The organism is Paenibacillus sp. JJ-223, assembly GCF_927798175.1.
GTDB classification, from domain to species: Bacteria; Bacillota; Bacilli; order Paenibacillales; family Paenibacillaceae; genus Paenibacillus; species Paenibacillus hubeiensis.
In genome coordinates, this window is the sequence record NZ_CAKMMP010000008.1 from 250,582 (window position 1) to 275,908 (window position 25,327).

18 protein-coding genes are annotated in these 25,327 nt (G+C 56.1%); 1 reads left to right on the forward strand and 17 read right to left on the reverse strand.

Features of this window, described 5'->3' with window-relative positions; translation table 11 throughout:
- The 5 genes from L6H98_RS16355 to L6H98_RS16375 all read right to left on the reverse strand — a co-directional run.
- Nucleotides 1-2,052 (reverse strand): SMC family ATPase (locus tag L6H98_RS16355; RefSeq protein WP_236416696.1); only part of this gene is annotated, 2,052 nt, incomplete at its 3' end.
- Entirely contained in the window at nt 2,049-3,233 is a 1,185-nt protein-coding gene (locus L6H98_RS16360) for an exonuclease SbcCD subunit D (RefSeq protein ID WP_236416698.1), read from the reverse strand. The genes L6H98_RS16355 and L6H98_RS16360, both read right to left, overlap by 4 nt.
- Nucleotides 3,234-3,457: 224 nt before the next feature.
- Entirely contained in the window at nt 3,458-7,960 is a 4,503-nt protein-coding gene (gene addA / locus L6H98_RS16365) for a helicase-exonuclease AddAB subunit AddA (RefSeq protein WP_236416699.1), read from the reverse strand.
- Nucleotides 7,957-11,460: a helicase-exonuclease AddAB subunit AddB gene (gene addB, locus L6H98_RS16370; protein ID WP_236416700.1), complete on the reverse strand. Its 3,504-nt coding sequence runs from the start codon at nt 11,458-11,460 to the stop codon at nt 7,957-7,959. The genes addA and addB overlap by 4 nt, the downstream gene beginning before the upstream one ends.
- Nucleotides 11,461-11,665: 205 nt before the next feature.
- Entirely contained in the window at nt 11,666-13,045 is a 1,380-nt protein-coding gene (locus L6H98_RS16375; RefSeq protein ID WP_236416701.1) for a class I SAM-dependent rRNA methyltransferase, read from the reverse strand.
- 179 nt (nt 13,046-13,224) lie between these two features.
- Between L6H98_RS16375 and L6H98_RS16380 the strand changes: the two genes are divergently transcribed.
- Nucleotides 13,225-14,226 carry a Na/Pi symporter gene (locus L6H98_RS16380; RefSeq protein WP_236416702.1) on the forward strand — a complete coding sequence of 334 codons (1,002 nt, stop codon included), beginning with the start codon at nt 13,225-13,227 and terminating at the stop codon, nt 14,224-14,226.
- A 57-nt stretch (nt 14,227-14,283) separates the two neighbouring features.
- Here the strand turns inward: L6H98_RS16380 and L6H98_RS16385 are convergent, their stop codons facing one another.
- The 12 genes from L6H98_RS16385 to hrcA all read right to left on the reverse strand — a co-directional run bounded on the left by L6H98_RS16385 (nt 14,284) and on the right by hrcA (nt 24,986).
- The gene (locus tag L6H98_RS16385; protein WP_236416703.1) at nt 14,284-14,718 is read right to left on the reverse strand and encodes an NUDIX domain-containing protein; all 435 of its coding nucleotides are present in this window, start codon (nt 14,716-14,718) and stop codon (nt 14,284-14,286) included.
- Between the two features lie 116 nt (nt 14,719-14,834).
- Nucleotides 14,835-16,181, reverse strand: a complete 1,347-nt coding sequence (gene mtaB / locus L6H98_RS16390; protein WP_236416704.1) for a tRNA (N(6)-L-threonylcarbamoyladenosine(37)-C(2))-methylthiotransferase MtaB — start codon at nt 16,179-16,181, stop codon at nt 14,835-14,837.
- Nucleotides 16,182-16,183: 2 nt separating this feature from the next.
- Nucleotides 16,184-16,948, reverse strand: a complete 765-nt coding sequence (locus tag L6H98_RS16395) for a 16S rRNA (uracil(1498)-N(3))-methyltransferase (RefSeq protein WP_236416705.1) — start codon at nt 16,946-16,948, stop codon at nt 16,184-16,186.
- Nucleotides 16,949-17,093: 145 nt separating this feature from the next.
- The gene (locus tag L6H98_RS16400; RefSeq protein ID WP_236416707.1) at nt 17,094-17,771 is read right to left on the reverse strand and encodes a site-2 protease family protein; all 678 of its coding nucleotides are present in this window, start codon (nt 17,769-17,771) and stop codon (nt 17,094-17,096) included.
- A 3-nt stretch (nt 17,772-17,774) separates the two neighbouring features.
- The gene (prmA, locus tag L6H98_RS16405; RefSeq protein ID WP_236416709.1) at nt 17,775-18,740 is read right to left on the reverse strand and encodes a 50S ribosomal protein L11 methyltransferase; all 966 of its coding nucleotides are present in this window, start codon (nt 18,738-18,740) and stop codon (nt 17,775-17,777) included.
- A gap of 174 nt (nt 18,741-18,914) precedes the next feature.
- Complete coding sequence (locus L6H98_RS16410) at nt 18,915-19,307, reverse strand: hypothetical protein (protein ID WP_236416710.1); 393 nt, start codon at nt 19,305-19,307, stop codon at nt 18,915-18,917.
- On the reverse strand, nt 19,300-19,479 hold the full coding sequence (locus L6H98_RS16415) for a YfhD family protein (RefSeq protein WP_236416712.1): 180 nt from the start codon (nt 19,477-19,479) through the stop codon (nt 19,300-19,302). Before L6H98_RS16415 ends, L6H98_RS16410 begins: the two co-directional genes overlap by 8 nt.
- A gap of 41 nt (nt 19,480-19,520) precedes the next feature.
- Complete coding sequence (locus tag L6H98_RS16420) at nt 19,521-19,889, reverse strand: hypothetical protein (protein ID WP_236416714.1); 369 nt, start codon at nt 19,887-19,889, stop codon at nt 19,521-19,523.
- Between the two features lie 189 nt (nt 19,890-20,078).
- Nucleotides 20,079-21,194: a molecular chaperone DnaJ gene (dnaJ, locus tag L6H98_RS16425; protein ID WP_236416716.1), complete on the reverse strand. Its 1,116-nt coding sequence runs from the start codon at nt 21,192-21,194 to the stop codon at nt 20,079-20,081.
- Nucleotides 21,195-21,333: 139 nt separating this feature from the next.
- Complete coding sequence (gene dnaK, locus L6H98_RS16430) at nt 21,334-23,172, reverse strand: molecular chaperone DnaK (RefSeq protein WP_236416718.1); 1,839 nt, start codon at nt 23,170-23,172, stop codon at nt 21,334-21,336.
- A gap of 152 nt (nt 23,173-23,324) precedes the next feature.
- Nucleotides 23,325-23,903 (reverse strand): nucleotide exchange factor GrpE, encoded by a 579-nt coding sequence (gene grpE / locus L6H98_RS16435; RefSeq protein ID WP_236416720.1) that lies wholly within the window; start codon nt 23,901-23,903, stop codon nt 23,325-23,327.
- Between the two features lie 51 nt (nt 23,904-23,954).
- Nucleotides 23,955-24,986 carry a heat-inducible transcriptional repressor HrcA gene (gene hrcA, locus L6H98_RS16440; RefSeq protein ID WP_236416722.1) on the reverse strand — a complete coding sequence of 344 codons (1,032 nt, stop codon included), beginning with the start codon at nt 24,984-24,986 and terminating at the stop codon, nt 23,955-23,957.
- Between the last annotated feature and the right edge of the window lie 341 nt (nt 24,987-25,327).

Sequence of the window (25,327 nt, forward strand, 5' to 3'; positions counted from 1 at the left end):
GGAAGAACGCCAGGCTAGGCAAAAAGAGCTGCTGGTTGCACAAACCATTGCAAACGTAGAAGCCTTGGCCGCCTGCGCAAGCGCGGCGGCTTCGCCCTGCAGCGGCGCTGCGGCGTCAGCCAGCGCCTGCGCGGCCTGGCGCAGCGCGGCGGCACGCGCCGCGAGCTCCGCCGGAGAGCCTGCGTGCGCGGGCTCCCCGGCGGGCTCTTGCGCCGCTGCCGCAGGCGCGGCTTCGGCGGCGGCTGGGCCGGCCGCCGCGCCGAGCTGCGCCAGCAGGCTGCGACGCTCGTGCAGCTGCTGGCGCAGCCCAAAGCGCAGCTCCTGCAGCTCCGCCTGCAGGCTGCGCAGCAGCTCGAGGTCCGCATCGCCTGCGTGCGGACCTTCTTCCGGCGGCGGCGCCGGAAGCGGGTGGTGCGCGGAGCCGCACACCGGGCAAGGCTCGCCGTCGCGCAGCTCTGCCCGCAGGGCAGCGGAAAGGCGGTGCAGCTCCTGCTCACGCAATGCGCCCTGCAATTGTTCCTCCGCCCGGGCCAGCAGGCGCTGCTCAAGGCCGATATCCTGCTCGCAGGCGGCCAAGGCTTCTACGTTTGCAATGGTTTGTGCAACCAGCAGCTCTTTTTGCCTAGCCTGGCGTTCTTCCTGCAAGCTCACCGTTTTCTGCTTGGCATCCGCTTGCTCCAAGGCAAGCTTGCCCGCATCCGCCTCGGCTTGATGGCTCCGACGCTGTTCGTTGATCGCCTCCAGGCGATGGCGCAGCTCCAGCGCAATCTGCAGCTGCCTGCGTTCGTCAGCTTTCACCTCGCTGACCTTCAAGTCCTCCTGCAGCTCTTCCCGCCGCTTGCGCCCGCGCTGCTGCAGTTCCCGTTCCTTGTCCAACTGCTGGGAAAGGGCAGACTGTTCCGCTTCCCCTTGCTCCAAAAGCCGGGACAAGCGCTGCGTGTCGCTTTGCAAGCCGTCCCGCTCTTTTTGCAGTTCTTTGGCCTGTTCCAATTGTTCCAGACGCAATACGAGCCGCGGTTCTTCCTCAGCCAGTAGGGCACGGGTCTGATCCGCACGGCTCGCCGCCTGCGCGGACAACTGCTCATGCATCGCCGCCTGTTTGCTCGCCGTCTCGGCCGCCTGCTGCCGCAGCTTGCTTGCGCTGTCGGCATCCCGCATCGCCTGCAATGCAGGCAGGATGGCCTCTGCTGCAGCCGCCAGTTTCAGCCGTTGTTCCTCCGCCTCGATTAACGGTTCCTGTGCCTTCAAGTTTTGCTGCTCTGCCTGACGTGCCTGGCGTTCAAGGCCAAGTTCACGCACTTTGCCAAGCCGCTCCGCGGCCTGCATCGATTCTTCCAACGCTTTGCGGGAAACCTCCGCTTGCTTCGTCGCGGCCTGAACGGCTTGCCCGGCTTCCTCCAACGTCTCGCGGCTTGCATTCCCCAGCCCCTGCTGCTCAGCGGCAATGGCTCGATGCTGCACGTCGTTGTCCTTCACTCTGCGGCTAAGCTTGATGGCAAGCTGATCCCCGTATTTCTCCAGATGGAACAGCCGCTGCAGCATTTGGCGCCGCTCGCTGCCTTTCAGGGACAGAAATTCGGCGAATTTGCCCTGCGGCAGCACGACGGCGCGAGTGAAATCATCCATCTTCAGCCCGATGACATCCTCTACGCAACGATTTACGTCGGACACCTTGTCGGCAATCACGTCCGGCTCGGCATCTTCGAGCACTTCTATAAAACGGCTCTTCGTATTGCTCACGGTGACTTCGCCCGTCCGTTTAAACGTACGGTCCACGCGGAACCTGCGCGGTCCGTGGGCCGCAGCCAGCTCGAACTCGAACGAAACCGACAACGAATCTTCCGCATGGTTCATAATGCCCTGGGTGCCGCCTACGGCGCGTTCCACCTTGCCGTACATGGCCAGAGTAATCGCATCCAGCAAGGAGGACTTGCCGCTTCCGGTCGGTCCGAATATGCCGAACAGTCCCGTCTCCGTCAGCACCGTGAAATCGATCTCCTGCGGCTCTCGGTAGCTCTGCAGACCCGCCACTTTCAACCAAATCGGTTTCATCTTGCTTCGACCTCCTCACGAACGCCGGGCTCGTCCTCGTCCACGAGCTCCAAAAACAGCTGGACCAGCCGGTCCTCAGGCTGCGCCCCTCCGGTCTGCCGCTGGTAAAACTTGCGGAACAGCTCATGCACAGGCAATTCCGCGCGCTGCTCCAGCAAGCCCGCCGCCTCCATCTCCGGATATACCGGACGAATGTGAATGATGCCGTCATGCGCCCGCCGCAGCGTCTGGATCTCTTTGAGCGACATCGCGTCGTCCAGCCATACTTCCAGATCCACAAAAGCCTGCGCATCCCTGCCCTCGTCCAGCCAGCGCTGAATTTCGGCCAACCCGCCGCGCGCTTTCCAGCGCACCAGCGGCCGTCCGCAGGACAGCAGCACTTCTTCAACTTGAGCAGGTTGTCCTGGTACGACGTCCACCATAGTGACCGACTTGCTCTGTCCCGCCTCCGAAAAGCTATATGCAAGCGGTGACCCGCTATAACGAATGATCCCGTCACCTTTCACTGCCTGGGCCCGGTGAAGATGGCCCAGCGCTGTATATTGCGCGCCAACAGCCAATGCGGACGGGTCTACGGTGTATGCACCCCCCACCTGAATCGGACGCTCCGAATCCGTCTCCACGCCGCCGAGCACGTAAATATGGCTCATCGCCAGATTGACCGTATCCGGGCGGAAAGAAGCTGCAAGCCGCTGCATCAGCATGCCGACGCGGCGGCTGTATGCCTGGCGAAGCACGCGTTCATCGCTATCCGCGCTGAGCAATTCATTCAGTCGTGATTCGGAAGGATAAGGCAGCGCCGCAATATGCGCCGTCTCTCCGGTCCGCTTGGCATGGATGGTTACCGTCTCGGCGGTCGGCGTTCCGATCAACGTAATCCCATGCCTGTTCACCAGCGGCGTGACCGACGATACCCGCTCAGGCTGATCGTGATTGCCTGCAATGACGATCAGCGGCCTGCCCTTTTCCGTCAGTCTGGCCGCAGCCTCATAGAACAGCTGTTCCGCAGCCGCCGGCGGATTGACGGAGTCGTACACGTCCCCTGCCATCAGCACCGCATCGGCCTGTTGCTCGTCGGCCAACCTGACGAGCTCGTCCACAAAATCCTCCTGCTCCCGAAGTCGGCTCCGACCCTCCAGCGTTTTTCCGAAATGCCAATCTCCCGTGTGCAACATACGCATCGCCCGTTCATCCCCTCTCCATGGAAACCCTCGCGGCCGCGAGGAGAAAAATGCTCTGTACAAACCTGCTTTCCCCCGTACGCTTACCCTCGTCCCGTCCACCCGGGTTTCCTTTGTGTTTCTGCATTCATCTATTGCTGAGCCCTCGTGATCAAGGCACTCATACAGGCAGCCCTGCCTCTTTTATCTTTCGTGGACCGCCTCCCGCACTCGGCCGTGGTGGCCTATAACCGAACGGCATGCCCGCTATCAAAGAAATACAACCATTTCCGCGAAACCTTCCGGCCCAATATATCTTCGATGGCCTGAGCATACAGGTTCAGTTGGAAGCTGTAATTCGCTACCAGCGCATCGACGCCGCCCCGATGTTCAAGCACGCGGTCCGTCTTGTAATCGAGCAGAACCAACTCTCCGTCCACCTCATAAAGACAATCGATGATCCCCTGAACCAGCACCGTTTCTTGTTCCAGAACCGCGCTCTGTTTCGCGTCAAAGTCCACCGTTCCCTCTCCGGCGTTTGCAGTACGATCGTTCACCCACCGCGCGGGCGTAAGATTCGCCGGAAGCCCGTAAACAAACGGAATCTCCCGTTGAACACGATCGGCACGCAGCAGCTCGGAGCCGGGCTCCGTCTCGAAGAACGCCATAAGCTCCGCAACTTCAACGACGTCCGCCTGCTGCTGGGTCAGCAATTGCCGCTGAACGAGATTGGCGACCGTTTGTTCCAGGACGGCAACGTCAATCACGGTACCATCAAACGGTACATGCTGCATCACCGTATGATACACCGTTCCTCGCTCAGCCCCTGTCAATTGCTTCTCTTCCATGAATTTCGGACGACGAAGATGAAGCTTGAACGAGGCATCTGCGGCATGGCCGCCTCCGTTATCGGCATTCCGGACCGGAACATTTCTGCGGATGTCATCGCTGTTCCTGCCATTGCGCAAATCCGGCGCCTGACCGGCGCCTTGTCGGGCGCGGACCGGTTTTCCGTCGCCCGCTTCTGCCGTCTCGTCACCCGATCCCGGGTTTTCCGTGTCCACTTGCCCTGCTTCTCCGTCAGGCTTGTATCGATTCCGCACAAACAGCTCCTCCATCACCTGCAGGGATTCGTCCCCAAGGGAGAAAAAACGGCTTTTCAGTTCGGATACGGATGTGCTCGCAGCAACTCGCGTGGCTGCCTCATGAGCATAAGACCATGACAGCCGCCGATCCACTTCCTGCATCAGATTGCTGCTTGCCTGGTCGTCGATCTGCACTAATCCGTCTCGATCATCAGTTCGCTGCTCCGGCAGTTCCAACGCTTCCTCCGTTTCGATCCGGTCATCCATGCGCAGTCCGGGCCGCAAAGATACCGGTTGTTTCGCCGCCAAGGCAGACATCCGTTCCTCACGGATCAGCGACAACCCTTCCTGGTTCTCTTGCGCCGAACCAACCATGACCTCCTTGGATATGCGGTCAGCGTTTACTACCGCAATGTTCCAGCGTGATTCATCTTCGGTCAGGCATGCAGCGTAAGCATCGCTTCCACCCGCAAGCTGCCGCAGCAGGGTCGCATCCGGATGACGGACCAGCGAAGGTCCGATCCAGTCGAGATAACTTCTGCCGGCGGCGAGCAGGTAATCCGGGAGATTCAGTTCGGGACTGTCCTTGACCTGTGCCCAGGCAGCCGCTTTTTTGGCCGCGTCTTTCACCGTGCCGACCAAAATCATTTTTTCCTTCGGCCGTGTCAGTGCCACATACAGCACGCGCATCTCCTCCGCGAGGAGTTCGAAACGGGCGCGGCGGCGTATGGCCAGATTGGCCAGCGTCGGATAGGTTACCCGATTGTCGCGATCCACGAACCGCGGGCCGAATCCAAGCTCCTTGTGCATCAGAAACGGTGCGTTCAGATCCTGCTGGTTGAACATTTTGGATATGCCTGCCACGAACACGACCGGAAATTCCAACCCTTTACTTCGATGAATGGTCATGATGCGCACCGCGTTATCCTGCTCCCCGGACGCGCTCATCGCCCCCAAATCCCCGCCATTTTCCCGAAGTCTGGACACGTATGTCAGGAAACGGAACAATCCTCGGTTCGCGGTCGCTTCTTCATATTGCCGTGCACGATCGTACAATGCCTTAAGATTGCTCTGTCTCTGCATGCCTCCGGGAAGGCCGCGCACCCAATCCAAATATCCCGTTTCGCGGTATATACGCCAGATCAATTCGCTCAAGCTTCCTTGACGCGCTTCCCGTCTCCACTGCTGCAGCTGGCGCAAAAAACGCGCCAGTTTTTGCCGCAACAAATCCGCTTCATCACTTTCATGCTGAACGAAATGCTCCTGATGTCCGTTGGATAGACCGGCATAGAACTGACCATCTGCATGACCCTCTGCTCCAACGAAGCTTTGATCGGGATCGTCGTTTTCCAAAACCGGTTCAGGCAGTTCAAGCTCCGCCGTCGCCGCGGTTTCCCCCAGCGCCTGTTCCAGCTCGCTCCATGCTTCGGACCATTCCACCTGAGTGGCGTCGTCTTTCCCTTTCCCCATCGAATCTGCCAAACGAATCGAAGGTTCCTCAAGACTACCAGCAGCCATTATCACTGCATCATAGAAGGATTGTCTCTGATCGCCAAGGCGTATGAGCGCAAGTTCCTCTTCATCCAGTCCCACGATCGGGGAACGAAGCACCGAAGCAAGCGGGATGTCCTGACGCGGATTGTCCACGATCTGCAGCAAAGATAACATCACTTCGACCTCGGTCGCCTGAAAATAACCCTTGCTCTGTTCCCCGCCAGCCGGAATGCCCTGCTGCCTGAATTCCTCGATCATGAGCGGAGCCCACATCGCCGCGGAACGAAGCAGAATGACGATATCGCCGTAACGCGCCGGGCGCATTGTTTTGAGCGCTTTGTCGTATACCTGCAGCGCAGGTTTGTCCCCGTCACCCAAAAGCTCGCGAATCCGTCCTGCGATCGCCCGTGCTTCCAATTGGGCCGTCTCCAGCTCTGCGCTCTCCAATTCCGCGAGCGGTTGGCCTTCTCCCGTCTCGCTTTCGGCATCCGCCCAATCCGCGCCGTCGCCCTGGCGGTCGATCAGCAGCAGTTCAGGCGTGTAGGACGCCGTGCCCAGCGATTCTTCCGGAAAAGTCGCGCCATAGGCAAGCTGTGCTCGCTCGTCATACGCGATTTCGGCAACACTTTCGTTCATGATTTGGCGAAACAGCATGTTCACGGCATGCACGACTTCGGAACGGCTGCGGAAATTGCGCGCAAGGTCGATCCGTTTCCCTGCCCGAAGCGGCAGCGCTTGATCTTCCCTGTCGCCCGCGTCCGTCCGATACTGTCGGTATTTGCTCAAGAACAATCCAGGCTCCGCAAGACGGAAGCGATAGATGCTTTGCTTCACGTCCCCAACCATGAAGCGGTTCCCCGGGGCTTCCCTCGAAATCAACCGCACGATGTCTTCCTGCACCGTATTGGTATCCTGGTATTCGTCCAGCAGCACTTCATCAAAGCGCTCCCGGTATTCAATCGCAGCATCGGAAGGCAACGCCTGGTCCGGCGTGGAATCCTCATGCCGCAAAATCTGCAAGCAGTAATGCTCCAAGTCGTTAAAATCGACCTGTCCGCGCTCCTGCTTTGCGCTGCGGTACAGCTCGGCGAACTCGCTGACCAGACGGGACAGCTCTTGCATGAGCGGAGCAGCCTGCTGCAGCTCCTGCCAAAAGGAAAATGCGCTTCTGCCGAACAGCGAAGCTTTCAGATCCGAGACCGCTTTTTTCGCAGCCTCGCGCAATTCCTTGACCTGCTCCTGCAAATCGGGATCGGTCTGGTCCTTCTTGCACGGTTTCAGCTTGCCGAAAGCCACCGTTTGAAAAGCCTCCGGCTGGCGCTCCCATGGCACGACCTGCACCGCGGACAACAACTCTTCGACCATGGCAAGGTCTGCTTTCAATGTATCGGCGTATGGGGCCGGTCCTCCGGGCTGCAGCGCAATCGCGATCCCCTGGCGCAGCAATCCGGCTGCCCCGCTCAATGTCAGTGCCGCATCTTGCAAAATGCTTCGCACCCAAGGCGATTGTCCCAAAGCTTCCACGCTTTCGACCTGAAATGCGTCTGCCATCTGGGCAAGCCAATGCTCCGGCCAGGAATGGCTGCGCGAAAAATCGTACAGCCGCTGGACCAGCCTGTGCATCGCATCATCGCTGCGTTCGCCGCTGAACCAGTCGACCAGTTCGCGGAACGTGCTGCCTTCCCCCTCTTGGCCATACTTTTCTTCGAACAGCTGTTCGAGCAGCTCCTGACGCATCAGTTCCGCTTCGTTTTCGTTCAGGATGCGGAACGCTGGATTCAGCGGAATAAGCTGATAATAACGGCGAATGACTTCCATGCAGAAGGAATGCAGCGTCGTGATCGACGCCCGCCCGAGCAGCGATAGCTGCGTGCGCAGATGCTCTTCCTCCGGATTCTGTTCCAGCGCCTGTTCCAGCGCCTCCCGAATCCGCTGCTTCATTTCGGAAGCTGCCGCCTTCGTAAACGTGGCCACGAGCAGGCGGTCGACGCTGAACCCCAGGGAAGGATCGGCAATTTTGCGAATGATGCGTTCCACCAGCACCGCCGTTTTCCCGGACCCGGCCGCAGCCGCCACCAGAATGTCTTCCCCGCTTTGCGAAATGGCGCTCCACTGATCATCGCTCCAGAAACTTCCCTCCGGTTTGGGTATGCTTTGCAACTTCGTCATGTCGTCTCCCCTCCCTTGTGATGGGACAACAGGTCCCACATTTGCTGTTTGCCCGGTTTGGGCAGCAGCTTGTATTCGTTGCCTTCGATATTTTCGTCAAACTGGCAGACCGGCTTGTACGGGCAAAACGTGCAGGCCACCTCCTGCTGGATGCGGTAAGGCTCGATGGCCACATCGCCCTCGGTAATGCGCGTTCCAATCTCGCGAATGTTATGGCGCACGGATGACAGCAGCGTATCCCATTGCTCCGGCGTCGCCACGGCCGCACTGCTGTAGAAGCTTCCATCCGCCTTCAGCGCAACCGGAATTATGGCCGAATGACCCTTATCGAGGGTGTGGTCCATCTGAGCAATCGCATCCCGATCCGCAAGCAGCAGCCCTTTCATCTTGAATTTCTTCAACAGCTCCTGCCCCGCCTGCTCGGGAGTCATGCCGTTGGAGGATTGCAACAGCGGGTTATGCACGTGGAAATACAATGTTCCGCCAGGCAATGCAGGTTCTCCAAGCCATTCTTCGGCAGCGCTCAGCAGCACTTCAAGGTAAGTGAGCATCTGCAAAGAAAGGCCATAAAACACTTCATGCAGCTTGAGATCCGTCTGGCTTGATTTGTAGTCGATGACGCGAAGCAGCAATCCGTTCTCGCCTTCTGCAACGTCAACGCGGTCGATCCGGCCCACGATTTCCAGCACGCAGCCGTTCTCCAGCTCGAAACGCAGCGGCGGCAGCGGTTTGTCGGGGCCAAAGTCCAGCTCCAGCCCGATCGGCTCGAAGCTCCCCCGCCGCGATTGCTCGCCGAGAATGACCGAGGCACGGCCGACGACTTCTTTCAACTTGCGGAAAATGTATCCGTACCGCTTCGTGCTGAGCAAAATTTCGCCCTGAAGCTGCGGAGCGATCTGCTCTACCGTATGCTCGGCTTCCTGCCTGCACTCGTCGGGCGAAAGGCTTCCCCAGCTTCGGTTTTGCTCGCGCAGCCGAATCGCAAGCTGGCTGAGCGCAGCGTGGAACAATTGTCCGATGTCAGGCGCCTGCAAGCGATACGTCTGACGTTCTTTCAGGCGCAGCCCATGGGAGGCAAAATGCGAGAAAGGACATGCCACAAAGCGTTCCATGCGCGAGACGCTGGTCCTGACTTGCGTTCCGTACAATTTGCGGCTTGTCGACGTACGCAGGGGCAGTGCGCGATTCTGATAAAACACCGACCCGAGCAGGCGTTCCAGCGGAAGCCTTGTCTCCATGCGGGACAGGTGCCAATTGTATACCGCCCACCACAGTTCAGGTATTTCTTCTCCCCGTCGCCATCTGCGCAGCTGCGCGATCAGGCTGGACAGGCTTTGTCCGGAATGAAGCACATGGGCCCAATGGCTCTGCTCGTCGTCCACGTTTTGCGGCTCCGCGAGCAGCGGTGAAATTTCAAGCCCGAACATTTTGCGCACATGCCTTACGATTTCCGAGGGCAGCAGCGTTTTGCCTTCTTCATCGGCAACCGGATAACTGAGCCATAACCGGTGACTCGCCGAGGTGAGCGCAGTATAGATCAGGAAGCGTTCATCCAACATTTTACGGGTGGCATTCGGTCCGAGGGAAAGGCCGCGATCCGTCAGCCAAAGCCGCTCCTGCTCCGTCAATACGCCGTCGTCCTGAGGAACGGCAGGCAGTTCTCCATCCACGGCGCCCAGCACGAACACGTAACGGATATCCCTTAGACGGGTCCGGTCCATGGAGCCGAAGAGGACCTGATCCAGCGCCGGGGGAATCAGGCCGAGCTGCAGCTCGGCCAGTCCGGTCTCGACCATGCCTGCAAACAGGTCGAGCTCCAACCGTTCGCTGCCGAGCATGTCCACCGTCTGGTCCAGCAAATCCAGCACGGCGCCCCAGATCTGGCGATGCTCGCGCGATCGTTCCGGATCGCCTTCAGCCTCCGCACGGGCCGACATGGCATCCAGCTTCCACGGAACTTCCGCGTCCTCCAATAGCTGGTACAGAGCAACGCAGCGTTCCTTGGCGGTCTTGGCTTTGTTCATTCGTTTCTCGAATGCGCCCAGCGGGCCTGTAATCGTCGACCTGCACGTCTCCATCAGGGCCAACATCTGCTCACGCCCCAGGTTGCGGCGCTCCTGGCCCGGATCTTCCAGCGACAGGCTTGGCGCAGCCCGCCATGGCTTGCCGTCCGTCCAACGATATCCGTGAATGCCGCTGGCAAGCACGTAATTTTCAAGCTGATCCATGTCTTCGCGCGTAACGGAGCCGTCCCGGGGAAGCAGCAAATCCGTTTTGACGCAGCGAAATACGTCCTCGTACCTCCACCGACGGCGAACGATGTCCAAGGCGGAACGAACGAATTCCGCAAGCGGGTGATGCAATTCGTTTCTTCTTCGGTCAAGGAACACAGGCACGTCGTAATCCCGGAAAAGCGGTTCGGCCATATCGGCATAGGCATCGAGATTGCGGACGAGCACGGCCATGTCCCGATAGCGCACGCCTTCTTCCTGTGCCAGGCGACGCATTTCCCGGAGCGCGCCTTCCAATTCGGTACGGCGGTTCTCCGCCGCGTACAGCCGAATGCCCGGATCTCGGCCATCGCTTCTCCAGCGGACGCGCCGATCGAATCCCGCTTCCAGATGAGCCAGCCCCGGACTGTTCACGAAGCGAGGCAAGACGTCCGCATGAAGCACCTGCGTTTCGGTTGCCACGCCTCTCTCGTCGGCCATGCCTTTTAACTTGGCATACGCTCCCGCCGTAGGGAAGAACAGATCCAGTTCCCCAGGCAGTGCGCCTTGATCGTAAGGACGGTCAAGCGTCAGTCCGATGGTGACGGACTCCGCCCGAGACATCAATCCTCCGATCACGCCAAGCTCCAGCGGTGTAAAACTTTGAAAACCGTCGATCCAGACCTGCGCGCCATTCAGCAGCTCGCTCTCCGGCATGCGTTCCGAAAGCTCGGACAGCGTGTCTTCATCGTCAATGTACAAACCGCTCAATTCCTGTTCGAAATCGCGGTATACGAGAAGCAGGTCATGCAGCTTGTCGCCCAGAATCGGAGCCGACGAAGAAGCATCCCATGCGGCAAGGCCCTCCTCCAACGAAGCCGGAGCCAGCTCATGGCGCTTGAACTCGCCGTACAGGTCATTCAAGTGGCCAATGAATCCCAACTGGCTGCCTGACGCGCCGAACAGCTTCAACTCTTCATGCCGACGCTGCAGCACTTTGTAGAGCAGCATTTTTTTGCCTTCGCTGCCGATGGGCGTGCGCGCGGAACCGCCGACTTCCTGCATGACCCGGTGGGCCAAACGACGGAAGCCGTACACTTCTGCGCGCATCGCGCCTTTGACGGCCCCGTACGCAAACAACGCCTGTCCGGCACGGAACGAGCTTTGTTCGGGAACCAGCATGATCAGCGGCTTGCCTTGCGGGTCCTGCTGAAGCAGGGAAACCATCTCCCGGGTGAACAGCGTACTTTTGCCGCTGCCTGCCCGGCCTATCACAAAACGTACGGACATGTTCCTTCCTCCAAACATCACGATCAAGATTTTAATTTCCAGTATACCATACCGGAAGTGCTTCGGAACATACGTTTGCCACAATCCGGCAAAGTGCCGCTTCCATATCCATACATGGCAAAAAGCCCGCAGCTTTCCCAGCATTGGGCTTTTTGCAAATACGTTTCGTTATATCCATCATCACCCGGCGATTCACAATTCCGAATTACTTCGTTTTGCTGCGCACCTCAAAGATCGCAAATTTCAAATAGTGCCCTTCATCCACGCCAAGAATTTGCGGGTGGTCCTTGCCTGCCGCCTTCCACTCGATCAAACGCAGCACTTTGCCTGCATCTTTCGCGGCATCGGCGATCGTTTCGAGGAACAGGTCGGGACGCATGTGGTACGAACAGCTTGCCGTTACGAGGTACCCTCCCTCGTTCACCAGCTTCATGCCGTGCAGGTTGATGTCCTTGTAGCCGCGGCAGGCCCCTTTGACGGCCGACTTTGTTTTGGCGAACGCCGGAGGGTCCAAAATGACGACGTCAAATGTTTTTCCGCCTCCGGCGGCCAGTGCCTTGGACGTATCCACTTTTTCTTCCCCGGCACGGGAGCGTGCCGCCCGTTCATCCAATCCTTTGACTTGGTCACGCAAATATTGAAAAGCGTCTGCAACGACAAACTCCACCCGGTCCGTGAAACCGTTCAGTTCCACATTGGTGCGCGCGCTTTCGATCGCATGCTCGGAAATGTCCAGGCAAGTTACCTTTTTCGCGCCGTATTTGCATGCATTCAGCGTAAAGCTGCCGGTGTGGGAGAAGCATTCGAGCACGGTTGCTCCGTCCCAATACGGGAATGTGACCACCTTGCCGCTTTTGTTGACCGGAAGCATTTGCTTCTCGCCATCCTGATCAACCTCTTCCAGCCTAATGCCGCTTTTGTAACCCCAGCCCTTCATAAGCGGCGCAATGGCGGCACGATTCTCGCGCTGATCGAAGAAATAACCGGTTTTCTGCCCTTCCACGATGTCCACTTTGATCAACAGACCGTTCTCGGTCACCGTCACATGTCTTGGACAATCGCCGTAAAGCGGCCCTTTGGTTTGCTCCAGGCCTTCGAGCTCGCGAATCGGCACGTCGCTGCGTTCGTAGATGCCCTCAGGCTGCAGCACTTCGATCAATGCCTGCACGATCGCCTCGCGGCAGCGGTCCATGCCGAGCGTCAGCAACTGCACCACCAGGATGCTGCCGAAGCGGTCCACGATCAGTCCGGGCAGGAAATCGGCTTCACCGTAGACGAGTCGGTACGCCTCGCCATCCTGGATGAACCGCTCCCGATGACGCAAACAGTCACGGAACCGGTCTGCGAAAAAGGCGATATCCATTTGGTTGTATTCCAGTGGTTCGTAAGATACGACCCTTACCGTAATTTGCGAAGCCGGGTTATAATACCCGGTCGCCAAATACCGGCCTTGATGATTCAGCACCTGAACCAGGTCGCCTGGCTCGGGATTGCCGTCCACCGAAGCAATTTCATTGTTGTAAATCCACGGGTGGGATTGTTCGAGCCGCTTTTTGCGGCTGCGTTCCAGTGTAACCGATGGCAAGTCAATGCACTTCCTTTTTTGGTATTTTATATTTCGCTTGTCCATACAAACATGATGTGCCCCGTTCCGTTCCTGTCGCCACGACGTTTTTCATGCTCCATCTCTTGTGCTTGTCATGGTTGTCCGCCGTCGTTCATAAGATGAATGAAGGAAAGGTACGGAAGGAATGATGCAGAACGATGTTTAGGGATGTTCTATTTCCGCTCCTGTATGGATTGCTTATTTTTTTGGCCGGCATGAAATGGATGGAGACGGCATTGCAGCGCATGGCCGGTCCATCGCTCGCCACTTGGCTGGGGCGAGCCACGTCTGCTCCCTGGAAAGGCATGGCTTTTAGTGCAGGAGCAACGGCATTGCTCCAAAGCAGCACTGCCGTCACCGTCCTCACGATCGGCCTTGCCAATGCGCGCCTGATCACGTATGGGCGTACCCTTGGCATTATTTTGGGAACCAATATCGGGACCTGCCTGACCACCGAACTGGTCGGATTGCAGCTTGGCCGCTTCGGCCTGCCTTTGCTTATGCTGTCATTGCTCGGCTGGGCCCTCTTCGTTGTTCTAAGCGAGCTCAATCCATTCGCACCGACGCGCACGCGAAACATATTGCTGGGTGCACAATACGGCTTTCTTGCCGTCGCCGGTTTCGCACTGATCATGATCGGCATCCAGGTCATGCAATCGATTGCCGTTCCACTGCGCAGCATGGGGGTGTTCCAGTGGTTTCTGGACCGGGCGGCGGACAGCCTCTGGTGGGGGTTCCTCGCCGGCGCCTGTCTGACGGCGCTCATTCACAGCAGCGCCGCCGTGATCAGCATGGCGATCACGCTTGCGGCCACGGGGGTTCTGCCCGTGGAAATCGGCATCGCCATCGTGATCGGGTCCAACGTAGGGACCTGCATCACCGCCGTGATTGCGGCCGCAGGCGGAGCATCGGCCGGCAAGTTCGTCGCCGCCTCGCACGTTGTGCTCAACGTGGCAGGCGCGCTGCTGTTCATGCCGCTGATCAGCCTGCTTCAGGCCGCCTCGGCCTGGATATCAGCGGACCTTGGGGCACAGATTGCACATGCCCAGACCCTTTTTAACGTGATCAGTTCCCTGCTTGCCCTGCCCTTCTGTTATTTGCCCATCTGGCACAAAAGGCCACCGGCGTCCCGCCCATCGGCGAAATCACCTGCGGCCTGATATGATGTCTGCACACGGCTTTGCTGGTACATCATCCCGGGCTGACACCAATTACGGTTAAACGTCAATGCCAAGCTTGTTCAGTGCCGTACGCAAAATGCTGTCATTGTTGTCGTATCCGCTCTGCTGCTGTCTCGTCCAGGCTTCCTCCGGGGTGTACCAATCCACCCCTTTGATTTCCTCGATCTGGGGTTGCAGATCACCGCTTTCGGCTTCGACCAAATAATAATGTACCTCTTTGTCCACCGGACCAAACTCTGCATGCTGGTACGTATACGCAATAATGTCCACAGGCTCGACGATGCGGCCCACCATGCCGGTTTCCTCCAAAATTTCGCGCAGCGCGGTTTGTTCCACCGTTTCGCCCGGCTCCATTTTGCCTTTGGCCAACGTTGTTTTTCCATAGCGGTCCACGATCAGCTGAATTTGCAATTGACCGCCCTCTCCCGTGCGATAAACAACACCGCCTGCCGAAATTTCCTTTTTGTTCATCCCGATTTCCCCCAGTTCACGATAATGATCTCGCCTGTATTAGCAAAAGAAGGATTTCAATTTCCCCGGACACGGATGTGCCCAGGGTCTTGAAATCCTTGATCCCTGCCGCCCGATTACATCGCTGCGGATTTCAGATTTTCTTCCAGCACGCGGACAAGCGTCCCTTGGCTCTCGTTTACGCCGGCTTCCGTCAATTTGACGCGGCATACTTTGCCGATCATGTCCGGCGTTCCGTCAAAGACAAGCTGAATGTAGTTGTCGCTGTAGCCATGCAGCTTGCCGCTGCCTTCGCGGCCTTTCGCTTCGCCTTCAGGAATGACTTCCAGCACTTGTCCCACGAATTTTTGCGCATACTCCAGCTGCATTTTTTCGGATAAATCGATCAGCTCGTGCACGCGGGCATTTTTCACGTCCTCGTCCACCTGGTCTTCCATGCGCGCAGCCGGCGTTCCGGTCCGTTTGGAATAAGGGAACACATGCATTTCGGAGAAGCCGATTTTTTGCATCAGCTCATAGCCGTTGCGGAACATTTCGTCCGTTTCGCCCGGGAAACCAACAATGACGTCGGTCGTAATGGCCACGTCCGGCATCGCCTCGCGAATGCGGAGCATTTTGTTGTAGAATTCTTCGGTCGTGTACTTGCGGCGCATCCGTTTGAGCACCGTGTCGTCACCGGCCTGAAGCGGAATGTGGAAATGGCGCACGAGTTTGTCCGAGCGTTTGATCACGTCCAGCATGCGGTCGTCAATCTGGCTTGCTTCGATGGAACTGATGCGGATCCGTTCCAGTCCTTCCACCTTGTCCAGATCCCACAGCAGGTCGGTCAGGTCGTAATTCTCCATGTCGTCGCCGTATCCGCCGGTATGGATGCCCGTCAGGACGATTTCCTTGTACCCGGCATGCACCAGCTGTTTCGCCTGCTGGATGATGCTGCTTGCTTCCCGGCTGCGGGACAATCCGCGCGACCACGGAATGATGCAGAACGTGCAGAAGTTGTTGCAGCCATCCTGGATTTTCAGGAAAGCGCGGGTACGGTCCGCGAAATCCGGCACGTCCATTTCTTCGAACACGCGTGTTTTCATAATGTTGCGCACCGCGTTCACCGGCTGACGGGATTCCTGGATTTCCTTGACGTAAGGCAGGATTTTATCCCGGTCCTGCGTACCGATGACGAGATCGACGCCCGGAATGTCCATGATTTCGGCCGGGGACGTCTGTGCATAACATCCGGTTACTGCCACGATCGCGTCCGGGTTGCGGCGGATGGCACGGCGAATGATCTGGCGGCTTTTTTTGTCGCCCGTATTCGTCACTGTACATGTATTGATCAAATAAACGTCTGCGGTCTGTTCATCGAAGTCGACCTGGTCGTAGCCTTCGTTTTTGAACAGCTGCCAGATCGCCTCCGTATCGTAAAAGTTCACTTTACATCCCAAGGTGTAAAACGCCACGGATGGCATAATTACATTCCTCCCATTTCTCCGGATTCATATAAAATGCAGGTCAGCGCCGCCATGCCAGCGGTCTCGGCACGCAAAATGCGTTTGCCCAGACCAACGGATACGGCTCCCGCCTGCTCGGCCTCCAGCGCCTCCTTTTCGGAGAAGCCGCCTTCCGGCCCAACGACTACCAACACGTCCGCAGCCGCCTCAGGGGCAAGCTGCTCCACAAACGGCTTGACTGCATCCCTTAGCTGCAAGCCGTCTTCTTTCTCATAACAATAGCATACCAGACCATAGCCCTCAAAAGAAGACAGCAGCCCTTTCCAGGAAAGCGGCTGCTCGATGGATGGAATGCGGTTGCGGTGGCTCTGCTCGGCGGCTTCCTTGGCGATTTTGCGCCACCGTTCAAGACGTTTGCCCTCTTTTTTGCCGTCGTACTGCACGATCGTGCGCTCTGACTCGAAAGGGACAAATGCCACCGCCCCGATCTCGGTGCATTTCTGAATGACTGTTTCCATCTTGTCGCCCTTCGGCAAGCTTTGGGCCACCGTTACGCGTATACGCGCCTCGTGATCCATGGCCAGGGATTCCACGATATGTGCCGTCACCTGACCGGCCTCTATGCTTTCAATTTCCACCAGAGCTTCCCTTGCTTGTCCGTCACTGACGATCACCTGATCTCCAGGCTTGCCTCGCATCACTTTGCCGATATGGCGGGCATCGTCACCCTGAATCACGACAGAATGCTCGGTAAATTGTTCCGTGGATACGAAATATCGCTGCATGGGTCCATCCACCATTCTTTCCTGTTATGATCGGCATTCATCCCGCCTGCCGGCAGGCATGAACCCAATCGCCACAGATGATCATACAACTTTTATGTCCTTCTGACCAGTATTTCAATCCAAAAAACGTGCAGTGGTACCCATTCTAGAAAAAGGACAGGATCAATTTGGCCAGATCAACGTACATGTTTTGCGCCAGCTCATAGAGCGGTTGGATCGTGACGTTTCTAAGTGCTGGAATGACCAGAATCAAAAGGAAAATAAAAATGGACCATTGCTCCACGCCCCGCAGCTTGCTGCTTACGGAAGGCGGCAGTACATCTTCCAAAATACGATACCCGTCCAATGGCGGCAGGGGAATCAAGTTAAACAGGAACAAGAAAAAGTTCGTTAGGTTAAACATAACGAAGAACATTTGCACCGCCGTCAATAACCGTTCGTTTTCGATCCCACCCAACGTTCCTGAACCGACCAGGACCGCATATATGATCGTGCCCACGATCGCAAGCAGCAGGTTGCTGAGCGGTCCGGCAAGAGATACAATGGCGCCCATCAACCTCGGCTTGGCGAAGTTGGCGCGATTGACAGGCACGGGACGAGCCCAGCCGAAGCCTGCAATGAGCAGCAGAAGCACGCCGAGAAAATCGAAGTGCACGACCGGATTCAACGTCACCCGGCCAAGCAGTTTGGCCGTGGGGTCGCCGAATTTGTTCGCGAAATAGGCGTGGGCAAATTCATGCACCGTGAACGCGATGATGATCGTCAGCAGAAAAAAAGGCAGCTGATCGAGCGGATAACGAAAAAACGAATTCAGAAAGTCCATGCGTTACCTCTTTCTGGCCACATACGCCAGCCAGTCCTCGTCGCGGTGCACCGCTTCAATTTCAAAACCGGCCGCCAGAAGTGCATCATGCACGACCTGCTCCTTGTTTTTCCAGATGCCCGATGCAATATATACACCATCGGCTTCTAGAGCGTTGTAGACATCATCAATGAACAGCAAAATGATCTCCGCCAAAATGTTGGCCACGATCACTTTGATCGGCAGGGCTACTCCGAGAGCCGGATCCTTGCTGCCGAGCACGGACAACAGATCGCTTTCTTTCACGGTAATGCGCTGCTCCAATCCGTTCAGACGCACGTTCTCGGTTGCACTCGATACGGCTACCGGATCGAGGTCGAGGGCCAGCACATGCTTCGCGCCGAGCCGAACGGCACCGATGGCGAGAATGCCGGACCCTGTACCCACGTCAATCACTTCCTCGCCGCCTTGAATGACGGTTTCCAGCGTGCGCAGGCAAAGTGAGGTCGTCGGGTGCGTGCCCGTGCCAAACGCCATGCCCGGATCGAGTTCAATAATTTTTTCATCTGAACTTTCCGGCGTATACTCTTCCCATGTCGGCTTGATCGTCAAACGTTCCGAAACGCGCACCGGCTTGAAGTATTGCTTCCATGCATTCGCCCAGTCATCTTCGTCGACCGTGCGCACCTCATATCGAAGCTCTCCTGCTTCGATGTCAAACTCGGAGAGCTGTTCGATTCTTGGAGCGATTTCCGATTGCAAGGCTTCCATATCCGTACCTTCCGAGAAGTATCCCTTGATCACGGCCTGGCCTTCGGGAATGTCGTTAAGCGGCAGTTCGTACCATTGGCCGTAAGAGGTGTCACGCTCTTTATTCAATGTGCCGGACTCTTCGATGGAAACCCCGCCGGCGCCCGCCTCATGCAAAAAGTTCGAAATCATCTCCACAGCTTCCTCTGTGGTATGTATCGTCAATTCATGCCATAACATACTTGATTTATCCTCCTCATATTCACACATCCCAACTATTGTACTACACATGCCGTCCCAAGCACAAAGGCAGAGGTATGAAAACAACGGCAAAAAGCAGGATACCCACGCTCTGCGTGTAAATATCCCGCTTCTTCCTGTACACCTTTTCTCGCCTCGGGTTCATACGTCTGTTCAACGTATCGTTCCGCCGTTGCGAATGATCATTTCTTCCGCTTGAGCGAGTGAAGGCTCGGATACGGAAACGGACAGCAGTACACCTTGGCGTTGCCCGGAAGTTGCGGGAACGGCAGGCGCATCGAACACTTCTCCTCCGGAGAGCATTTCCGGCTCATCGCTGATCAAGGAGAGCACGTTCAATTCACCGCTGAATCCGCCAAACCAAACCGTCGGCGCATTGCCGTTGCGATCCGCTGCCATCGATTGCGACAACGCTGTTCCTTCACTCAGGCTCTCAAGCCGGCATTGTCCGGGATTCAACAGCTCCAAAGACCTTCGGGCCGATTCGGCAGCCGTCCAGCTGCCAAATACCGCTTCAACGGTGACCGCCGAACGATCCTCAGTCATTCAGCTCGCGTCCCTGACGGCGGTCTGCCGCTTCGCTTCGGCGCAATGCCTCCACATCGTCATGGTCGGCAAGCTCTGCACTGAATTCCACGTCTTCATTTTTGGCCGACTGGAGCTGTTTCATTTTTTCGGTCTTGGTTAAAACGTCGCTGGAATGTCTGTGATTTGCCATGGTTTAAATGCCTCCTTGATGTACGGATTAGGATTGGTGCGTCAAATCATTCCGCCCGCTTGTTCAATAATGGACATTGCACGGTGATGCAAATTTTCGTCCACAACGACAGTAAGCAGGATATCCCTGCCCGTCGGACCGCCCTGACCGCCATCGCTCATGCCGCTGGCCGATGGGTCGGCCGCGGCCAGAATGCCGGATGAGGAATTGGTCCCCATCGTGTCCGGCACCCAGGATGAAAAACTGCCAGTGACGCCAGGGGTATATGAAGCCCCACTGGGTCCATCGCCGGCGTAACGACTGAAGCGATCGATGGACATATCTTCCACGCGCAGCGCTTGCAGCTTTTTGGCCGCGCCTTCCGCTTGTTCGGGGCTGTGAAAATACGCCAAAATGTTTTTCTCGGTCATCCGTTTCACCTGCTTCCTGAAATCTCTACGCGAGGGATACCCCACGTCAAACTTGTCTCGTCTGCTATCCTTCCGCAACCCTCCCGTAAATATGCAGAACTTTGGCCATAAAAAAAGCACCGCGCCGATTGGGACGCGATGCCTTCTGTTGTATATCATATGTTGACGATTCAGAAACGTTCATGCAGCTCAATCGCCGCGGAACGCCCGTTTCACCCGGTCGAAGAACGATTGCTCATGCTCATGCGTCTGTTCTCCGCTCAAAGCGCCGAATTGGCGCAGCAGGTCTTTCTGTTCCTCGCTCAGCTTGCTAGGCGTAACGACGACCACCTTCACATGCTGGTCGCCCTGTCCCATGCCGCGAAGGCGCGGAACCCCTTTTCCTTTCAAGCGGAAATAGGTGCCCGTTTGTGTACCTGCGGGTATTTTGAGCTTCACTTTTTCCGTGAGCGTAGGGATTTCGATCTCGTCTCCCAGTGCTGCCTGGGCAAAAGTAAGCGGAACTTCGCAGTAAATATCATCACCTTCGCGCTCGAAGAAGTCATGCGATTTCACGCGAATGACGATATACAAGTCCCCTGCAGGACCCCCGCGTAACCCGCCTTCGCCTTCGCCTGTCATGCGCAGCTGGGCACCGTCATCCACACCCGCCGGAATGCGCACATGGATTTGGCGCTGCTTGCGGACTTTGCCGCTGCCGCTGCATGTCGAGCATTTTTCCTTGATGATTTGGCCGGTACCGCTGCAGTTGGAGCAGGCACGGCGGTTGACCATGCGCCCAAACGGCGTATTCTGCACGACTTCCTGCTGGCCGCTGCCGTGGCAGACGGAACACGTTTCCGGTCTTGTTCCAGGTTTCGCTCCGGAACCATGACAGGTATCGCAGCTTTCGGTGCGCGGAATGGTAATGTCGGTTTCCTTGCCGAACACCGCTTCCTTGAATTCGATCGTCATTGTGTATTGCAGGTCGTTCCCCCGCTGCGGCGCATTCGGATCGCGTCTGCCGCCACCGCCAAAGAACATATCAAAGATGTCACCGAAACCGCCGCCGCCGAAATCGGCTCCGCCAAATCCGCCTTGATTCGGGTCGATATGGCCAAATTGGTCATATTGGGCACGCTTCTGACTATCGCTGATGACATCGTAAGCTTCTTTGACTTCCTTGAATTTAGCTTCCGCATCCGGCGCTTTGTTTACGTCAGGGTGATACTGACGCGCCAGCTTGCGATACGCCTTTTTGATCTCGTCGTCGTTTGCGTTTTTGCTGACGCCGAGCACCTCATAATAATCACGCTTTTCAGCCACTCTTCCACCCCCATGTCATACACCATACCGTACATCGTGACAAAAGGAAAGCCAAAGCACGGGAGCCCCGGCTATGACTTTCCCTTTGATCCGAACGTCACCGATGTTTCAATGTCCAATCCTTATTCGTGAATTGGTGTTATTTTTTGTCTTCGTCCACAACTTCGTAATCGGCATCCACGACGTTGTCGCGTTTAGCGGAACCCGCTTGCTCCGCGCCGCCTTGTTCTGCCTGAGCTTGAGCTTGGGCCTGCTCATACAGTTTTACGGACAGTTGCTGCACGATTTCGGTCAATTCCTCGGTAGCCGCTTTGATATCTTCCAGGTTGTCGGAAGCAAGCACGCCCTGCAGTTTTTCTTTCGCGGCATTTGCTTTTTCGACTTCGCCTGCATCTGCTTTTTCGCCGAGATCTTTGATCGTTTTGTCCACAGAGTAGATCAGCTGATCCGCGTTGTTTTTCGCCTCAACCAGCTCTTTGCGTTTTCTGTCCTCTTCGGCATGCAGCTCGGCATCCTTCATCATTTGTTCCACTTCGGCATCGCTCAGGCCGCTGGAAGAAGTGATGGTGATTTTTTGCGTTTTGTTCGTTCCTTTGTCTGTTGCAGACACGTTGACGATCCCGTTCGCATCGATGTCAAAAGTAACTTCGATTTGCGGTACGCCGCGCGGTGCTGGAGGAATGTCTCCGAGCATGAAACGTCCCAGCGTTTTGTTGCCTGCAGCCATTTCGCGCTCACCTTGCAGGACGTGAATCTCAACACTAGGCTGATTGTCTGCATATGTGGAGAACACTTGGGATTTGCTTGTAGGGATCGTTGTGTTGCGCTCGATCATTTTTGTGAATACGCCGCCTGCGGTCTCGATACCGAGGGACAGTGGAGTCACGTCAAGCAATACCACGTCTTTTACGTCGCCAGTCAATACGCCGGCTTGAACGGCAGCACCCAGCGCTACAACCTCATCCGGGTTAACGCCTTTGTGCGGCTCTTTGCCTGTCAGCTTTTTGATCGCTTCCTGAACGGCAGGAATACGCGTGGAACCACCAACGAGCACGATTTTGTCGATATCGTTAGCTGTCATGCCTGCATCGCTCAATGCTTGGCGAGTCGGTCCAAGCGTGCGCTCTACCAAACCTGCGGACAATTCTTCGAATTTCGCGCGGGACAGGTTGAGCTCCAAGTGCTGAGGAACGCCGTCAGCCACGGTGATGAATGGCAGGGAAATGGTTGTAGTCAATACGCCGGAAAGCTCTTTTTTCGCTTTCTCCGCAGCGTCTTTCAGACGTTGCACGGCTGCTTTATCTTTGCTCAGGTCAATACCTTGATCTTTTTTGAACTCGCTCACGAGATAGTCGATGATCACTTGGTCGAAGTCGTCGCCACCCAGTTGGTTGTCGCCGCTCGTCGCTTTAACTTCGAAGAATCCGTCGCCCAGTTCAAGGATGGATACGTCGAATGTACCGCCGCCAAGGTCATAAACGAGGATCGTTTGATCTTCGGCTTTTTCCAAACCGTATGCCAATGCAGCAGCCGTCGGCTCGTTGACGATCCGCAGCACCTCAAGGCCGGCGATTTTACCTGCGTCTTTGGTTGCTTGACGTTGGCTGTCGTTGAAGTAAGCCGGTACGGTAATTACCGCTTGGGATACGCTTTGGCCGAGATATGCTTCTGCATCAGCTTTCAGCTTTTGCAGGATGATTGCCGAAATTTCTTGCGGCGAGTAGTCTTTGCCGTCAATGTTTTCCTTGTGGGAAGTACCCATATGACGTTTAATGGAAATGATCGTGCGGTCCGGGTTGGTGATCGCTTGGCGTTTTGCCGTTTCACCGACAACGCGCTCCCCGTCTTTTTTGAAGCCGACAACGGATGGTGTCGTGCGCGCGCCTTCCGGGTTAGGGATAACGACGGCTTCGCCGCCTTCCATTACCGCTACGCAAGAGTTGGTTGTTCCTAAGTCGATACCGATTACTTTGCTCATCGGAAAATTTCCTCCCTCAACATTGGTTATGGACTTGCCATTTGTATGGCACAATCCGGTTCGTGCCGCTGCTCTATGTGTATTATGTCATTCTATATGAAGCTTCGCCAGAGTACCTGCTCTTTCATCAGCCTGCTCGGTTCCTTCTGGAATTATGAGCTGACTTTGACCATGGCCGGACGAAGAACCTTATCTTTCAACATGTACCCTTTTTGGACTTCCTCGACAACGATTCCTTCTTCGTGCTCGTCGCTCTCCACCTGCATGATCGCTTGGTGGAATTCGGGATTGAACGGTTGTCCAACCGTTTCCATCGCAGTCAGACCTTCATTGCCCAGAACGGTTTCGAGCTGGCGGAAGATCATTTGAATGCCTTTGGCAAAAGATTCGGTTTCCGGGCCTTCAGGCACGGTCGCCATGGCACGCTCGAAGTTATCGATAACCGGTATCAGTTCCGTAACCAGCTTCATCGAAGCGTATTTGCCCAGCTCCTCTTTCTCCTTTTGCGTACGGCGACGGAAGTTGTCGAAATCAGCCTGTGCACGCAGCAAACGTGTCTGGCTTTCTTCGGCTTCCGCTTTCAAACGGGCAAGCTCACCTTGCTCCTGTTCTGCCATCTCGTCTGCCTGCGCTTCAGCAGCGCCTGCTTCATTGACGAGCTCCTGCTCTTCTTCAACCGTTGCTGTTTGTTCCTGCTGCTCTTCTGCTGCGAATGATTGTTCCTCTTTCAAGATGTTCACCTCCTTAAAATAATGAACGCAGCCATCGCTGCCGCATCAGCCTTATTTAAACCGATGCGTCAGCATAGCCGTCAAATCCGTAGATAATGCATGCAATATATGAATGACGCGTGCATAATCCATTCGCGTCGGCCCTAATATGCCTATGGAACCCAATGCTTCTCCGTCCAAGGAATAACTTGCCGTAATCAAACTGCAATTCGCGAATGCCTCATGATCGTTTTCGGTGCCGATCCGGACCTGAATTCCCGATCCGCCCGGCACTGGCATCATCAACTTCATGAGTGTCGGCGTTTCATCAAGCAGATCAAGAATATCCTTCACTTTCTCGACATCCTTGAACTCAGGCTGAGTCAGCATATTGGTCGCTCCGCTAAGGAACAACCGATTGTCATGTTCGTTGTCGAACGCACTGTTCAGTACCTGCATCACTTCTTCGTATCTTGAAATGTGCCGTTCCAATTCCTGCCCCAGCTCCGAATACAGTCGGGATTTCAACTTGTAGATCGGCACGCCGACCAGCTTGCTGTTGAGCAGATTCACCACTTTCTCCATTTCGGACACCGAAATTTCAGGCGGGATCTGAACGGTTTTGTTCTCTACCTGTCCGGTGTTTGTCACGATAATGGCTACGGCCGTGCTGTCAGTCAGCGGCAGCAGCTGAAAATGGCGCAGCGAAGTATGGAACACCTCGGGACCGAGCATGATCGACGTATAATTCGTCATGTGAGACAAAATGACCGAAGCATGCTGGATGACCTGTTCCATGGCGTTCAGCTTTTCCGCGAAAAACGATTTGAGATCATCCAGTTCCCCCGGATTCACCTGATTCCATGGCACAAGATGATCGACGTAATATCGATAGCCTTTATGTGAAGGAATGCGGCCTGCCGATGTATGCGGCTGCTCCAAAAATCCCATTTCTTCAAGGTCTGCCATCTCATTGCGGATGGTCGCCGGACTATATCCGACGTCGCCTCTTTTGGAAATGCTGCGGGACCCTACGGGTTCAGCAGAGCGGATATAATCATCCACTATGGCGTTCAGTATCATTCGTTGACGCTCGGTTAACATGGTGAGTATTCCCTCCTTCTGACTGTACTGTCCCATGTCGTTAGCACTCCGGTTAGACGAGTGCTAAGCGGTACTACAAAAATACCAAACAGGCGTTAGCATTGTCAAGTCGGTTTATATGTCCATCCCTTATATATAGTGTAGACGATTATTGCCGAAAGATAACCATCTCGAACATGATCTTTACAAGATATGCATTTCAAACTCTGACGGCTGCAAAGGATTTCGAAATAATGCGTTCATCCTTAATATCGGCATATCCTCGTCGGAAATTCATGAAAAATGGCCTCATTTATTTCTTATGCATGTTTATACAGGCGTGCTGCCATCGTTCCTTAATA